The organism is Spirillospora sp. CA-294931 (assembly GCF_050946795.1).
Lineage (GTDB): Bacteria > Actinomycetota > Actinomycetes > Streptosporangiales > Streptosporangiaceae > Spirillospora.
In genome coordinates this window covers 8,811,788-8,825,987 of record NZ_CP192006.1, presented here as the reverse complement: position 1 = coordinate 8,825,987, position 14,200 = coordinate 8,811,788, and the positions used below count along the sequence as shown (strand labels likewise).

Annotated in this window: 11 protein-coding genes and 1 riboswitch; of the genes, 7 read left to right on the top strand and 4 right to left on the bottom strand. The window is 73.4% G+C overall.

The window, feature by feature from the left end:
• Window positions 1-32 precede the first annotated feature (32 nt).
• Window positions 33-3,137 carry a BTAD domain-containing putative transcriptional regulator gene (locus ACQPY4_RS40115; RefSeq protein WP_433330350.1) on the bottom strand — a complete coding sequence of 1,035 codons (3,105 nt, stop codon included), beginning with the start codon at window positions 3,135-3,137 and terminating at the stop codon, window positions 33-35.
• Window positions 3,138-3,214: 77 nt separating this feature from the next.
• Here ACQPY4_RS40115 and ACQPY4_RS40110 point away from each other — a divergent pair, with 77 nt between their 5' ends.
• Window positions 3,215-4,099 carry an NAD(P)-dependent oxidoreductase gene (locus ACQPY4_RS40110; protein WP_433330348.1) on the top strand — a complete coding sequence of 295 codons (885 nt, stop codon included), beginning with the start codon at window positions 3,215-3,217 and terminating at the stop codon, window positions 4,097-4,099.
• Between the two features lie 61 nt (window positions 4,100-4,160).
• On the opposite strand, the gene ACQPY4_RS40105 is transcribed toward ACQPY4_RS40110, so the two are convergent.
• Window positions 4,161-4,313, bottom strand: a complete 153-nt coding sequence (locus ACQPY4_RS40105; protein ID WP_433330346.1) for a hypothetical protein — start codon at window positions 4,311-4,313, stop codon at window positions 4,161-4,163.
• 339 nt (window positions 4,314-4,652) lie between these two features.
• Here ACQPY4_RS40105 and ACQPY4_RS40100 point away from each other — a divergent pair, with 339 nt between their 5' ends.
• Window positions 4,653-5,621 carry a GlxA family transcriptional regulator gene (locus ACQPY4_RS40100; RefSeq protein ID WP_433330344.1) on the top strand — a complete coding sequence of 323 codons (969 nt, stop codon included), beginning with the start codon at window positions 4,653-4,655 and terminating at the stop codon, window positions 5,619-5,621.
• On the top strand, window positions 5,618-6,217 hold the full coding sequence (locus tag ACQPY4_RS40095) for a DJ-1/PfpI family protein (RefSeq protein WP_433330342.1): 600 nt from the start codon (window positions 5,618-5,620) through the stop codon (window positions 6,215-6,217). Before ACQPY4_RS40100 ends, ACQPY4_RS40095 begins: the two co-directional genes overlap by 4 nt.
• Here ACQPY4_RS40095 and def read toward each other — a convergent pair.
• Window positions 6,214-6,744, bottom strand: coding sequence for a peptide deformylase (gene def / locus ACQPY4_RS40090; protein WP_433330340.1), 531 nt, complete (start codon window positions 6,742-6,744; stop codon window positions 6,214-6,216). The genes ACQPY4_RS40095 and def overlap by 4 nt on opposite strands.
• A gap of 52 nt (window positions 6,745-6,796) precedes the next feature.
• A riboswitch (cobalamin riboswitch) is annotated at window positions 6,797-7,015 on the top strand.
• A gap of 104 nt (window positions 7,016-7,119) precedes the next feature.
• On the opposite strand from def, the gene metE reads away from it, so the two are divergent.
• Window positions 7,120-9,366: a 5-methyltetrahydropteroyltriglutamate--homocysteine S-methyltransferase gene (metE, locus tag ACQPY4_RS40085; RefSeq protein WP_433330338.1), complete on the top strand. Its 2,247-nt coding sequence runs from the start codon at window positions 7,120-7,122 to the stop codon at window positions 9,364-9,366.
• A 119-nt stretch (window positions 9,367-9,485) separates the two neighbouring features.
• Entirely contained in the window at window positions 9,486-10,904 is a 1,419-nt protein-coding gene (locus tag ACQPY4_RS40080) for a serine hydrolase (RefSeq protein WP_433330336.1), read from the top strand.
• On the opposite strand, the gene ACQPY4_RS40075 is transcribed toward ACQPY4_RS40080, so the two are convergent.
• Complete coding sequence (locus ACQPY4_RS40075) at window positions 10,901-12,025, bottom strand: MalY/PatB family protein (protein WP_433330334.1); 1,125 nt, start codon at window positions 12,023-12,025, stop codon at window positions 10,901-10,903. The two genes, ACQPY4_RS40080 and ACQPY4_RS40075, sit on opposite strands and share 4 nt — an antisense overlap.
• A gap of 120 nt (window positions 12,026-12,145) precedes the next feature.
• Here ACQPY4_RS40075 and ACQPY4_RS40070 point away from each other — a divergent pair, with 120 nt between their 5' ends.
• Both ACQPY4_RS40070 and ACQPY4_RS40065 read left to right on the top strand, forming a co-directional pair.
• The gene (locus ACQPY4_RS40070) at window positions 12,146-12,958 is read left to right on the top strand and encodes an SAM-dependent methyltransferase (RefSeq protein ID WP_433330332.1); all 813 of its coding nucleotides are present in this window, start codon (window positions 12,146-12,148) and stop codon (window positions 12,956-12,958) included.
• The gene (locus ACQPY4_RS40065; RefSeq protein ID WP_433330330.1) at window positions 12,955-14,157 is read left to right on the top strand and encodes a cytochrome P450 family protein; all 1,203 of its coding nucleotides are present in this window, start codon (window positions 12,955-12,957) and stop codon (window positions 14,155-14,157) included. Before ACQPY4_RS40070 ends, ACQPY4_RS40065 begins: the two co-directional genes overlap by 4 nt.
• The last annotated feature ends 43 nt before the right edge of the window (window positions 14,158-14,200 follow it).

Genomic DNA, 14,200 nt, shown 5'->3' with positions numbered 1-14,200 from the left:
GTCCGTCCTGATCGACGCCGGAGCGTGCCCGATCATTCCCGCCAGGACGACGTGCGCCCCAGGTCATAGGCCGTCGCGAACGCGTCGGGGCCGATGGCCGCGATGATCCGGGCGGTGGCGCGGTCGACGTCCTCGCGTTCGGCCCGGGGGAGCGGAGTCCCGGCCGAGTCGCGGGCGGCCGACGCCGTCCCCAGCAGCCGGGCGGCGGCCTCGGGGTCGCCCGCGAGCGACCGGGCCCCGGCCAGCCCTTCGAGGGACAGGGCGATCGCGCGGGGGTCGCCGGTGGCGCGGGCCGCGGCCAGCGCGTCGCCGTGCAGGGCCAGCGCGGCCTCGGCGTCGCCGCGCTGCTCGGCGACGTAGCCGAGCTGGGACAGGACGAACGCCACGCCCGACGTCCCGCCGATGCCGCGCAGCCAGCCGAGCCGGACGCGCAGGTGGGCCTCGGCGGCGTCCAGGTCGCCGGCCCGCCGGGCGACCAGGCCGAGACCGATCTCGGCGAACTCCTCGGCGGAACCGCTGGAGTGCTCGACCGCCAGCCGCAGCGCCCGCTCGTGCAGGCCCCGGGCCTCGGTCAGGTCGCCCGCCAGCAGCGCGATCCGGCCGAGGGACGACAGCGCGAACGACATCTCGGTCCACAGTCCCAGGCTCTCGGCCAGCCGCAGGCCCTCGCGGCGGAACCGCGCCGCGCGCGTGTGGTCGCCGACGATCTCGGCGTGCATGCCGAGCACGCCCGCGGCCTCCTGGCGTCCCCAGACATCGCCCAGCTCCTCGAAGATCGCGGCGCTGCGCACCGCGTCGCGTTCCATGGCGGCCACGTCGCCGCGGACCATCGCCAGCAGGGCACGGGTCGCCAGGGCCGCCGCCGTGCCCCACCGGTCGCCGTGGGTCTCGAAGACGGCCAGGGCCCGGTCGATCCTGGCCTCGCTCGCGGGGACGTCGCCGTACGGCCAATGCACGGACGACAGGAGCCACTCCGCCCTGGCCCGAGCCAAAGGATCATCGAGGTCGTCATAGAGCTTCAGTGCCGCGAGCCTGCGCTCCTCGGAGTCGGCGGCCTCACCCGACACCATCGCCATCACGGTCCGCCACGACTCGGCCTCGGCGCGCGCGGCCGCGTCCGCCCGGCCGGGCAGCGCGAGCGCCGTGGCCAGCGCCCGCCCGGCCTCGTTGAACCGGCCGCGCAGGAACCAGTACCACGCCAGCGCGTTGACCAGGCGCAGCCCGAGCGCGCCGTCGGCGTGCTCCAGCGCGGCCCCCGGCTCGGCGGCGTCGAGGTCGAGGCGCTCCAGCCACCGCCGCTGGCCGGGGCCGCGCAGCTCGGCCGCCGCCCGCTCGGCCAGCTCGGTGTAGTACCGGGCGTGCCCGCGGCGGATCGCCTCCTCCTCGCCCGCCTCGCGCAGCCGTTCCGCGCAGTACGCCGCGACCGACTCCAGCAGCCGGTACCGGTGGTTCTCGGTGACGACGACCAGCGACCGGTCGACCAGGCGCGGCAGGACGCCCAGCACGTCGATCCCGGGCTCGGCGCAGACGGCCTCGGCGGCGTCGAGCGCGCAGTCGCCCGCGTGGACGGCCAGGCGCCGCAGGACCGTCCGCTCGTCCTCGTCCAGCGGCTCCCAGCTCCAGTCGATCACCGCGCGGAGCGTGCGCTGGCGCGCGGGGGCGTCCCGCCGTCCCGAGGTCAGGACGCGGAAACGGTCGTCCAGGCGCCCGGCCAGCTCCCGCACGCCCAGCGCCCGCACCCGGGCGGCCGCCAGCTCCAGCGCGAGCGGTATCCCGTCGAGGCGGCTGCAGATCGTCGCGACGTCGGCCGCGTTCTCGGCGGTCAGCGCGAAGCCCGGCGCCGCCGCGGCCGCGCGCGCCGCGAACAGCCTGACGGCCGCGGCGTCGTCCGGCCGGGCTCCCGGCTCGGGCAGCTCCAGCGGCGGGACGACCACGACCCGCTCGCCCGCGATTCCGAGCGGCTCCCGGCTCGTGGCCAGGACGCGCAGGCCGGGCGCGGCCGCGAGAAGGCGTCCGGCCAGGGCGGCGGCGGGCCCGATCACATGCTCGCAGTTGTCCAGGACCAGCAGCAGCCGCCGGGCGCGCAGCGCGGCGGCCAGGCCCGCGGGCCCGGTCTCGCCGCGCACGCCCAGCACCCCGGCGACCGCGTCGGCCAGGCCGTCGGGGCCGCGCGAGCCCAGCTCCACCAGCCACGCGCCGTCGGGGTGGGAGCCGGCCGACCGCGCGGCGGCCTCCAGCGCGAGCCGGGTCTTCCCGACGCCGCCGGGCCCGGTCAGCGTGACCAGCCGCTCGCCCGGCAGCAGCGCGCGCACCTCGGCGACGGCCCGCTCGCGGCCGATCAGGCCGCCCGGCGCCGCGGGCAGGTTGGACCGGGGACGCTCCGGGACCGCCAGGGACGGGTCCCTGCGCAGGATCGCCGCGTGCAGCGCGGCCAGTTCGGGGCTCGGATCGAGCCCCAGCTCGTCGGCGAGGCGGCTCCTCAGCTCGCCGTAACCGTCGAGCGCCTCGCTCTGACGTCCCGCCCGGTAGAGCGCCAGCAGCTGCGCCGCCCGCAGCCGCTCGCGGAAGGGATGCCGCGCGACGACGTCCGCCAGCTCGGCGGCCAGCGCGGCGTGCTCGCCCAGCTCAAGCCGGGCCTCCGCGCGCTCCTCGATCGCCGCGAGCCGCTCCTCCTCCAGACCGGCCGCGGCGGGCCTGGCGAACTCCTCGTCGGCGAACTCGGCGAACGCCGGGCCGCGCCAGAGCTCCAGCGCGTCGGTCAGCAGCGTGTCTCTGGTCCGGGGATCGGTCTCCCGCCGGGCGCGCGCGACCAGTGCGGTGAACCGTCCGGCGTCCACGGCCTCGTCGTCGACGAGCAGCGCGTACCCGGGTGGACGAGCGGCGACCAGCCCTCGGCCCCCGGGTTCGGCGGCCTCCAAGACGCCCCGCAGCTGCGAGACCCGCGCCTGGAGCGTCCCCGACGGATTGCGCGACGGCCTTTCGCCCCACAGGTCCTCGATCAGCCGGTCCGACGGGACGGGACGTCCGGGGGACACCAGGAGGTCGGCCAGCAGCGCCCGGACCTTGGTCTCCGGGACGCGCACGGGCAGCCCGTCGTCCGTCCAGGCCGCGAGCGGACCGAGCACCCCGAAACGCACGCCGCCAGCGTATCCGTAGCCGATCCGTAGAACCCCGCCGCAACCTGGGCTCATCACCTGACGAACGGGAGCAAGCGATGTCGGACAAGACACCGGTCACGGTCATCGGCCTGGGCGCCATGGGAACCGCCATGGCCCGGACCTTCCTGGCGAACGGCCACCCCACGACCGTCTGGAACCGCACACCGAGCAAGGCCGCACCCCTGGTGGCCGAGGGTGCGTCCCTGGCGGCCTCGGCCGCCGACGCCCTGCGGGCGAGCGAACTGGTGGTCATCAGCCAGCTCGACTATCACGCGATGCGCGCCTCGCTGGAGTCGTCCGGCGACGCCCTCAAGGGACGCACGCTGGTCAACCTGAGCTCCGACACCCCCAAGGAGCTGCGCGCGGCGGCCGAATGGACCGCGAGCCGGGGCGCGGACCTGCTGACCGGCGGCATCATGACGCCGCCGTCCGGCATCGGGCAGCCCGGCTCCTACGTGTTCTACAGCGGGCCCGAACGCCTCCTGGAGAAGCACCGGGGCACCCTCGCCGAGCTGGGCGACACCACCTACGTCGGCGCCGACCCCGGCCTGGCGATGCTCTACTACCAGGCCCAGCTCCACTTCTTCTGGTCGACCCTGACGAGCTACATGCACGCGACGGCGCTCCTGGGCTCGGCGGGCGTCAAGCCCGAGACCTTCCGTCCCTACGCGGCCGAGACCCTCACCAGCCTCGCCTCCGAAGGACCCATGGGCTTCCTGAAGATCGTCACCCAGGAGATCGAGGCGGCCGTCTACCCAGGCGAGTTCAACAGCCTCCACATGCAGGCCGTGGGCATGGCCCATGTCCTGGAGGCCAGCCGGGACGCGGGCCTGGAGACCACGGTCCCCGCCGCCCTCAAGGCGCTCTTCGACCGCGCCGTGGCCGAGGGCCACGGCGCCGAGGGCCTGACCAGCGTCATCGAGTCCATCAAGAACCCCTGAACGGGGTAGTGCCCCGGCCCTGTACGGGCCGGGGCACCGGGCTTCCGGGTCGTGCCCGGGATCAGCGGCCTCGCTGAAGACGACGGGTGGGCATCTGGCGCGCGTTGCGGGCGTTGTTGTGCCCGAACGACGCCGCCCGGACGTCCTTCTTGTTGCGCTTGGCCTTTTTGTTGAAGGGAGTGTTTTCCGGGTTGTTGGAATTAATGGCACGCAAGAGCCGACACCTCCGGGCAGGAATGAATTCGGCCGCGATGGGCCGAGGAAAGAACCGGGAAAGGGGGCGCGAGGGCACGTTCGCCCACGTCACGACGTGACGAGGGCACGTACGTCAGATGAGGAACGGGGCCGTGGCGCCTGGTGACTGGGAGCGGGGCCGCAGCACGGCTGCGGCGGCTCGACCAAATGAGTGTCAGGACTGCATGCCTTGAATATTAGCCAGCTTCGCTCCGGTGTCAACCTCTTTTTTTGAGGAATTGCCCGGGCGCCATTATGGCGCGATCTGTGGGGCGGCCGTCGTTGACGCCCTGGCCCGGACGGCGGCAGCCTGGAGGGCATGCGGGGTGTCGTGTTCGTGATCTTCGAAGGTTTCCAGACCCTCGACCTGGCCGGGCCGTTCGAGGTCTTCGGCTACGCGGGCGAGCTGACGCGCGGGTACGAGTGCCGGGTCGTGGCCGCCGAGGCCGGGGACGTCCGCTCCAGCAGCGGGCTGCCGATCCACGCGGGGCTGGGCGTCGCCGACGCCGACCCCGCCGGGGTCGACACGCTGGTCGTGGTCGGCGGTGGCGGCGTCGACACGGCCGTCCTGGACGAGCGGCTGATCGGCTGGGTCCGCGAGGCCGCGCGAAACGCCCGCCGCGTGACGTCGGTGTGCAGCGGAGTGTTCCTGCTCGGGGCGGCCGGGCTCCTGTCCGGACGCCGCGTCACCACCCACTGGCGGCGCGAGGGCCAACTGCGCCGCGAGCATCCGGAGGTCGCGGTCGACTGCGACCCGATCTTCATCAGGGACGGGCGGGTCTGGACGTCGGCGGGCGTGACCGCCGGAATGGACCTCGCGCTCGCGCTGGTGGAGGACGACCACGGGCGCGAGATCGCGCACGCGGTGGCCCAGGAGATGGTGATGTACATGCGGCGGCCGGGAAGCCAGTCGCAGTTCAGCGTCCCGCTCTGGTCCAGGCAGCCGGCCAGCGACCCGATCAGGGCGGCGGTCGAGGCCGTCCACGCCGACCCCGGGGGCCGCCACACCGTCGCCGACCTGGCGGCGGCGGCCGGGCTGAGCCCGCGGCACCTGCAACGCCGCTTCCCCGCCGAGCTCGGCATCCCGCCCGCGGCCTACGTCGAGCGGGTCCGCGTCGAGGCGGCCAGGCGCGCCCTGGCCGAGTCGGGCGTGCCGGTCGAGGCGCTGGCCCGGCGCCTGGGCTTCGGCACCGCCGAGACGCTGCGGCGGGCGTTCCACCGGCGGATCGGCGTCACCCCGTCGGACTACCGCGACCGTTTCCGAGCCACGACCAGGGAGAATCTATGACGACCTATGGCCTGCTGATCTTCGACGGCGCGGAGGAGCTCGACTTCGTCGGGCCCTGGGAGGTCTTCACCGCCTCGTCCATGCTGCGCGAGAACGCCGACACCGCCGTCCTCATCGCCGAGAACCCCGGCCCCGTCCGCTGCAACAAGGGCATGCGGGTGCTGCCCGACCACAGCTTGGACGACCACCCGCCGCTCGACGTCCTACTCGTCCCCGGGGGCAACGGAACCCGGGTGCAGCTGAACAACCCGGTGGTGACCGATTGGGTTGCCAAGACCGCCGAGCAGGTCACCTGGACGACCAGCGTGTGCACCGGCGCGCTCGTCCTGCACGCCGCGGGCCCCGCCCGCGGCCGCCGCGTGGCCACCCACTGGAGCGTCGAGGACGAACTGGAGGCTCGCGGCGACATCACCGTCGTCCGCGACGCCCGCTACGTCGTGGACGGCTCCCTGCTCACCAGCCAGGGCGTCTCGGCGGGCATCGACATGGCCCTCTGGCTGGTCGGCAACCTCCACGGCCGCGACCACGCCCGCGCAGTCCGCCGCTACATCCAATACGAGCCCGCCCCGCCCTACATGTCCGACGAACCGCTCTAGCCTGTGGCTTCTTCTTGGAGGCGTTCGTAGTCGCGGAGGGCCTTCTTGCGGGCTCGGGTGGAGAGGCGGTCGATGTAGAGGCGGCCGTCCAGGTGGTCGGTCTCGTGTTGGAGGCAGCGGGCCAGGAGGCCGGTGCCTTCGACGGTGACCGGGGTGCCCTTGACGTCGAAGCCGTGGCAGGTGGCGCGGTCGGGGCGGGCGAGGGTGCCGCGTGCCCCGGGGACCGACAGGCAGCCCTCGTCGTCGCTGTCGAGGCGGCGGTCGGCGAGGTCGGGCAGGACGAGGGTCGGGTTGGCGACCACACCGCGGCGGCGCTCGCCGTCGGCGTCGGGGCAGTCGTAGACGAAGACGCGCAGGTCGACGCCGATCTGGTTGGCGGCCAGGCCGACGCCCTCGGCCGCGTACATGCTGGCGAACATGTCCTCGGCCAGCTCCGCCAGCGCGTCGTCGAAGGTCTCGACGGGCTTGCAGGGCCGGTGCAGGACGGGCGTCCCCACCAGTGTGATCGGTCGTGCCTGTCCGTTCATTCCGCCCTCTCTCCGTGGTCGTCCTGCATCGTAAGCGTTGTCACGGCGTGCCTATACTCGCGGCTGCGGATGGTTCACCCGTGTCGTTTCGGCGGTGCGGGTGTCGCAAGAGGGAACCCGGTGCGATTCCGGGACTGCCCCGCAGCGGTGAACGGGAACGAAAGCCGTCATACGCACTGGGTCGCGAAGAGCGCGGCCTGGGAAGCGACGGCCGGTAGGAGCAGGCACGGCGCCCGTGAGTCCGAAGACCTGCCTCCGCCCGCGCGCCGTCCGGCGCGCGGTGGTCCACGGCCTCGCGGGACGGCCCGGGACGCGGCGCCGCCGTGCCCTGACTCTCCCCGCGCGGCCATGGAATGGCACCGAGGGAGAGCCGCCATGAAATCCGCCACGACCGTGCTCGGGTACCCCAGGATCGGTCCCGGCCGCGAGCTCAAGCGCGCCACCGAGGCGTACTGGGCGGGAAAGATCGACGCCGGGGCGTTGCTGGACGAAGGCGCCAGGCTGCGCCGTTCGGTCTGGGAAGGGCTTCGCGATGCGGGGCTGGGCCAGATCCCGTCCAACACGTTCTCGCTGTACGACCAGGTGCTGGACACCTCCGTCCTGGTCGGCGCGGTTCCGGGGCGCTTCGCGCACCTGTCCGGGCTGGACGCCTACTTCGCGATGGCGCGCGGCGCGCGGGGCGTGCCGCCGCTGGAGATGACCAAGTGGTTCGACACGAACTACCACTACCTGGTGCCCGAGCTGGGGCCGGACGCGCGGTTCGCGCTGGCGGGCGCCGGTGACGCCAAGCCGGTGGCGGAGTATCTGGAGGCCCGCGAGCTGGGGATCGAGACGCGTCCGGTGCTGGTGGGGCCGCTGTCGTACCTGCTGCTGGCCAAGCCCGCGCCGGACGCGCCCGACGGGTTCGAGCCGCTCGACCTGCTCGACGCGCTGGTCGAGGTGTACGCCGAGCTGCTGGAGCGGCTGTCGGGCGCGGGCGCGCAGTGGGTGCAGCTCGACGAGCCCGCGCTGGCCGGTGACCGCACGCCTCGGGAGCTGGCGGCGCTGCGGCAGGTCTATGAGCGGCTGGCCGGGCTGACGTCGCGGCCCCGGCTGCTGGTCGCCACGTACTTCGGGGAGGTCGGCGACGCGTTGCCTGCTCTTGCCGCGACCCGGGTGGAGGCGATCGGCCTCGACTTCGTCGCGGGCCCCGGGAACCTGGAGGCGCTCGCATCGATCGGCGGGCTACCGCGCCGGACGCTGGTCGCCGGGGTCGTGGACGGGCGCAACGTCTGGCGGACCGACCTGGAGAAGGCCCTCGGCCTGTGCGGCTCGCTGCTCGGGCTCGCGGGCGAGGTCACGGTCTCGACGTCCTGCTCCTTGATGCACGTGCCGATCGACACCGAGGCCGAGCCCGATCTGGACGCCGACCTGCGGGAGCGGCTGGCGTTCGCCCGGCAGAAGGTGGACGAGGTCGTCCTGCTCGGCCGGGCCCTGGGCGAGGGGCACGACGTCATCGCGGGCGCGGCGGTGCCTTCCGCGCGGCCCCGGATCGACTACCGGGTCCGGGCCCGGCTGGACGAGCTCGGGACGGGCGTCCGGCGTCCCGACCGCGCCGTCCGGTTCGCCGCGCAGGGCCGCTCGCTGGGCCTTCCTCCGCTGGCCACCACGACGATCGGGTCGTTCCCCCAGACGGGCGAGGTGCGCCGGGCCCGCGCCGACCTGAAGGCGGGACGCATCGACGCGGCGTCCTACGAGTCGGCGATGGAGGCCGAGATCGACCGGGTGATCGCGCTCCAGGAGAAGCTGGGGCTGGACGTCCTGGTGCACGGCGAGCCCGAGCGCAACGACATGGTGCAGTACTTCGCCGAGAAGCTCGACGGGTATGCCGCGACCGCGAACGGCTGGGTGCAGTCATACGGGACGCGCTGCGTCCGCCCGCCGATCCTGCACGGCGACGTGTCGCGTCCCGAGCCGATGACCGTCCGCTGGACGACGTACGCGCAGTCGCGGACGCGCCGTCCGGTCAAGGGGATGCTGACCGGGCCGGTGACCATGCTGGCGTGGTCGTTCGTCCGCGACGACCAGCCGCTCGCCGACACCGCGCGGCAGGTGGCGCTCGCCCTCCGGGACGAGCTGCGCGATCTGGAGGCGGCGGGCATCGGGGTGATCCAGGTGGACGAGCCCGCGCTGCGCGAGCTGCTGCCGTCGCGCCGGTCGGGCCGCGCCGCCTACCTGGAGTGGGCGGTCGGCGCGTTCCGGCTGGCCACGTCGGGGGTGGCCGACACCACGCAGATCCACACGCACATGTGCTACTCGGAGTTCGGCGAGGTCATCGGCGCCATCGGCGACCTGGACGCCGACGTGACCAGCGTCGAGGCCGCCCGCTCGCACATGGAGCTGGTCGGCGACCTGCGTGACGCGGGGTACGCGGGCGGCATCGGGCCGGGCGTCTACGACATCCACTCGCCGCGCGTCCCGGCGGTCGAGGAGATGGAGGTGGCGCTGCGGCGGGCCCTCCAGGCCGTCCCGGCGGGACGGCTGTGGGTCAACCCCGACTGCGGGCTGAAGACGCGCGGGTACGCCGAGACCGAGGCGGCGCTGCGCAACATGGTCGAGGCCGCCCACCGGGTGCGCGGCTGATCTGGCGGCGGCGGCCGGGCCCGTGCCCGGTCGCCGCCGATTTCGCTCAATCGGGTGCGACAGCGCCGCATTGGTCCCTAAGATCATGAACTCTGCCACCTGCGTTGGGGGACAAACCGGTGCGCCGCTCTTGGATCTTCGCCTCCGCCGGCCTGGTCACGGCCGGTGCTCTGCTGGGCACGCTGCCCCAGCCTTCCTCGGTCGACGCCGGACGCGTCGCCGACACCCGCAAGGACGAACCGGGCAAGGCCGCCGAACGGCTGCGCCAGACCCTGGAGAGCCTGAACTTCCAGGAGGTCCTGGACACCGCGCCGCCCGGTTCGGCCCAGGCCCGTTCGATCATGAGCACGACGGTCGACAAGGAGGCGCACCGGAACGCGCGCCGCGCGTCGGTCGCCGACCCCAAGCCGATCGTCCAGCAGCCGCAGGTCGACGCGACGGTCATCGAGCTCGACCGGCGCGGCAGGCCGGTGTCGTCCGGCACCGCGCTGATGAGCCCCCTGTACCCCAAGGGCGTCGCCGTCCCGGTCGACGGCAACCTGTCCACCAAGGACGTGCGCTGGCGCCAGTGGGACGACAAGGGCTGGTACGCCAACAAGGGCCAGGGCACCCTCGACGTCGTCCCGGGACGCGAGAACGCCCCGGTCGACCACATGCTCAACTACCCCGCGTCCGTGCTGAAGCTGATCGTCAACTTCGGCGTGCTGCGCCTGGTCGACCAGGGCAAGATCAAGCTGGACTCGACCTACGACTACCGCCCGACGGCCAGCAGCTCCCTGTGCGGCGGGCCCACCAGCAAGACCGTCGGCCAGTACATGGACGAGTCGATCACCTTCTCGTCCAACCCGTCCTCGTGCGCGCTGGTCAAGCTGCTGCACGACCGCGCGGCCATCGACCCGCTGAACCAGGTCTTCCAGGACCTCGGCCTGGAGACGCTCCAGCTCAAGGGCACCAACCCGGCCAACGGCGGACGCTGGTCCAACTCCATCACGATGAGCTCGCTCGACACCGCCAAGCTCCTGGTGCTCGTCAACGGAGCCAAGGGCGCGGTGTGGACGGCGCCGAACGGCAAGCCCGTCACCAGCGACGTGCTGCGCAAGTCCTCGCGCAAGGTGTTCATGGCCAAGCTCGCGCAGCAGGGCTTCAACGACATGCTCTCGACGCCCAACCGCTGCGGCGGCGACTACCCGGGGCCGGGCATCCCGCACGCCACCCCCGAGCGCTGGATCGACGCCGACGGGACGGCCAACGTGCAGGGCACCAAGTTCGGCCGTGACGTGCGCCCGTGCAACGCCCAGGCCGAGGTCACCTTCGCGCACAAGACCGGCTGGGTGAACAACACCGCCTCCGACGCGGGTGTCGTCAAGGCCCTGCCGGGCAAGGACGGCCGCTCCTACGTCGTGGTGGTGTTCTCCAACCTCGGCACCCAGTACATCGACGCCGGACGCCCGGCCGTGCCGCCCGGCGTCTACCCCTACGCCTACACCAAGAAGTTCGCCCAGCTCGGCCGGGCCGTCGACGCCGCCCAGAAGGACTAGATCGCCAGGGCCATCCGCCGGACGGCCTCGGTGATCACGTCCGGGGTCGTCGCGAAGTTGAACCGGGCGAACCCGGCCCCGGGCGCGCCGAACCCGGTGCCGGACGCGAGCGCGACCCGTCCCCGTTCCAGGAACGCCGCGGCGGGGTCGTCGCCCAGGCCCAGCGCGCGGCAGTCGAGCCAGGCCAGGTAGGTGGCCGGGGGCGGGGTGTAGCCGATCTTCGGCAGCTCCCGGGCGAGCAGCTCGCCCAGGAGCCGCCGGTTGGCGTCGAGGCCCGCGAGCACCTCGGCGAGCCAGGGCTCGCCCTGGGTGAACGCGGCCTCGGAGGCGATGATCCCGGGCAGGCTCGCGGCCGTCGTCCGGTCGATGGCCGCCGCCTCGCCCGCGTCCGGCCCCGGGACGACCAGGGCCGCCTTGAGCCCGGCCAGGTTCCACGCCTTGGACGCCGAGACCACGACGACGGCGTCGGACGCGGCCTCCAGCGTCCCGTAGGCGACGTGCCGTGCCTCCGGCTGGACGAGCGGCGCGTGGATCTCGTCCACCACCACCCGGACGCCGTATCGGGTGGCGAGCGCGGCCACCGACTCCAGCTCGTCCCGGGCGAACACCGTGCCGGTGGGGTTGTGCGGGCTGCACAGCAGGTACGCGTCCGCGCCCGCCGCGAAGTCGCGCTCCAGCCGGTCGAGGTCGAGACGGCCGTCCGGGTCGAGCGGGCTCTCGGCGATCCGGTGCCCGGCGCGCGCGAGCCATTCGAAGAACGGCGGGTAGGCAGGGGTGTTGAACACGACCCTCGCCCCGGGGCCGACCGTCGCGCCGAGCGCCTCGACGATGCCCGTCATCACGTCGGGCACGACCCGCATCGTCCCCGGGTCGGGCCGCCACCCGTACCGGCGTTCGGCGAACCCCGCGAACGCCTCCGGCAGTGCGCGGCCGGTCGCGTAGCCGGTGTCGCCCCGGCGCACCGCGTCGGTGATCGCCGCGACGATCGGCTCGGCGAGCGGCGTGTCCATCTCCGCCACCCACACCGGCAGGACGTCGGACGGGTACGCGCGCCATTTGAGGCTGGAGCGCCGCCGGAGCTCATCAAGGCCGAAAGCGGTGAAAGGGGTGTTTCCGGTCATATCCGAACTTTAGGGCGCCGGATCCGGCTCGGAGATCATCGGCATTGACTCTGGGCCTTAGTATCGGGCGCACCAGAAGCTTTCTCAGTTCTGCCCCCCAGCATTGGAGGTCGCGGGCTCATGGCGACCGACGAACGGCACCCGGCCTGGGTCATCGACCCTGACACGCCCAGCGTCGCCCGGATGTACGACTACTACCTCGGCGGCAAGGACAACTTCGCCTCCGACCGCGAGGCCGCCGAGCGCGTCATGGCGGCGATGCCGTACGTGCTGGAGTTCACCCGGGCGAACCGCAGGTTCCTCTCCCGCGCCGTGACCCACATGGCGGGCCAGGGCATCAGGCAGTTCCTCGACATCGGGTCCGGGCTGCCCACGCGCGAGAACGTCCACGAGGTGGCCCAGCGGGCCGCCCCCGACTCGCGGGTGATCTACGTCGACAACGACCCGATCGTCCTGGCGCACGCCCGCGCGCTGCTGGCCGACAACCCGCTCACCACGGTGATCCAGGCCGACCTGCTGGAGCCCGAGAGCATCATGGAGCACCCCGAGGTCCGCTCCCGCTTCGACTGGGACCAGCCGGTGGCCGTCCTGCTGATGGCGATCCTGCACTTCGTGCCGGACGTCGCCGAGCCCGCCGCGCTCGTGGCGCGGCTGCGCCGGGACATGGTGCCGGGCAGCTACCTGGTGCTCTCGCACGGCCACGCGGGCAAGGTCACCGACGAGGTCGAGGCCCAGGTCCGCGGCGCCTACGGGAAGACCAGGCAGGGCGACATCATCCCGCGCCCCGCCGAGGTCGTCGCGACGTTCTTCGAGGGCATGGAGCTGCTCGAACCCGGCATCGTCCCGGTCGAGGCGTGGCGGCCCGAGACCGGGCCCGTCGAGCCCGACCTGACCCGGGCGGGATTCCTCGGCGGCGTGGGCAGGCTGGCATGACGCCCGGCGGCGTCCTGCCGATGGAGTTCCTGTTCAGCCGCGAGTTCAGCGAGGACCCCCAGGGCCAGTACGCCGCCCTGCGCGCCGCGGGGCCGATCCATCCGATCGACTTCCCGCAGGGCGCCACGGCGTTCCTGGTCGTCGACCACGAGCACGCCCGCGCCGCGCTGAACGACCCCCGGCTGTCCAAGGACACCGCCCACAGCGCCGTGCCCGTCCCGCCCGAGCTGTTCTTCGGCGGGACGATGCTGGCGATGGACCCGCCCGACCACACCCGGCTGCGCTCGCTGATCGCCAAGGCCTTCACCGCGCGTCGGGTCGAGGCGCTCAGACCGCGGATCCAGGAGATCACCGACGGGCTGCTGGACGACCTCGGCGCGGCCGGTGAGAGCGACCTGATCGAGGCGCTGGCCGTCCCGCTGCCGATCACGGTCATCTGCGAGCTGCTCGGGGTGCCCGCGGGCGACCGCGACCGGTTCCGCGGCTGGACGGCCGTGCTGACCGTCCCGCCCCTGACCCGCGAGGCGCGCGAGCGCCGCCGCACGGCCGCGCGCGAGTTCAACGCCTACCTGCTGGACGTCTTCGCCGAGCGCCGCGCCTCGCCCGCCGACGACCTGATCAGCGCACTGATCGCCGCCCGCGACGGCGACGCCGCGCTCTCCGACCACGAACTGCTCAACACGATCGCGCTGCTGCTCATCGCCGGTCACGAGACCACGGTCAACCTGATCGGCAACGGCGTGCTGGCGCTGCTGCGCGCGCCGGACCAGCTGGCGCTGCTGCGCGAGCGCCCGGAGCTGCTGCCCGGTGCGGTCGAGGAGTTCCTGCGCTACGACCCGCCGCTGGAGCGCGCGAGCCAGCGCGTCGCGCGGGAGGAGCTGGAGATCGCGGGCACCCGGGTGCCCAAGGGGGCCTGGGTGCACATCGCGCTCGCCGCCGCGGGCCGCGACCCCGCCGCGCACGAGAACCCCGACACGCTCGACATCGCCCGTCCCGCCTCCCGGCACGTCGCCTTCGGCCACGGAGTCCATTTCTGTCTCGGCGCGCCTCTGGCCCGCCTGGAAGGCCAGATCGCGATCGGCGGCCTGGTGGCTCGCTTCCCCGGCCTGACCTTGGCCGTTCCCGAAAGCGACCTGCGCTGGCACCGCATGGGCTCCATCGTCCACGGGCTCGTGGCGCTTCCCGTGCGCGTGAAATAGCCCTTGCGCCAAGGGCCGTTCCCCTGGCACCATCGCCCGCATG

Bases quoted from the DNA above. Each gene is read 5' to 3' on its own strand.
- ACQPY4_RS40110 (WP_433330348.1), top strand. From the start codon at position 3,215: ATGTCGGACAAGACACCGGTCACGGTCATCGGCCTGGGCGCCATGGGA.
- ACQPY4_RS40100 (WP_433330344.1), top strand. From the start codon at position 4,653: ATGCGGGGTGTCGTGTTCGTGATCTTCGAAGGTTTCCAGACCCTCGAC.
- ACQPY4_RS40095 (WP_433330342.1), top strand. From the start codon at position 5,618: ATGACGACCTATGGCCTGCTGATCTTCGACGGCGCGGAGGAGCTCGAC.
- def (WP_433330340.1), bottom strand. From the start codon at position 6,744: ATGAACGGACAGGCACGACCGATCACACTGGTGGGGACGCCCGTCCTG.
- metE (WP_433330338.1), top strand. From the start codon at position 7,120: ATGAAATCCGCCACGACCGTGCTCGGGTACCCCAGGATCGGTCCCGGC.
- ACQPY4_RS40075 (WP_433330334.1), bottom strand. From the start codon at position 12,025: ATGACCGGAAACACCCCTTTCACCGCTTTCGGCCTTGATGAGCTCCGG.
- ACQPY4_RS40070 (WP_433330332.1), top strand. From the start codon at position 12,146: ATGGCGACCGACGAACGGCACCCGGCCTGGGTCATCGACCCTGACACG.
- ACQPY4_RS40065 (WP_433330330.1), top strand. From the start codon at position 12,955: ATGACGCCCGGCGGCGTCCTGCCGATGGAGTTCCTGTTCAGCCGCGAG.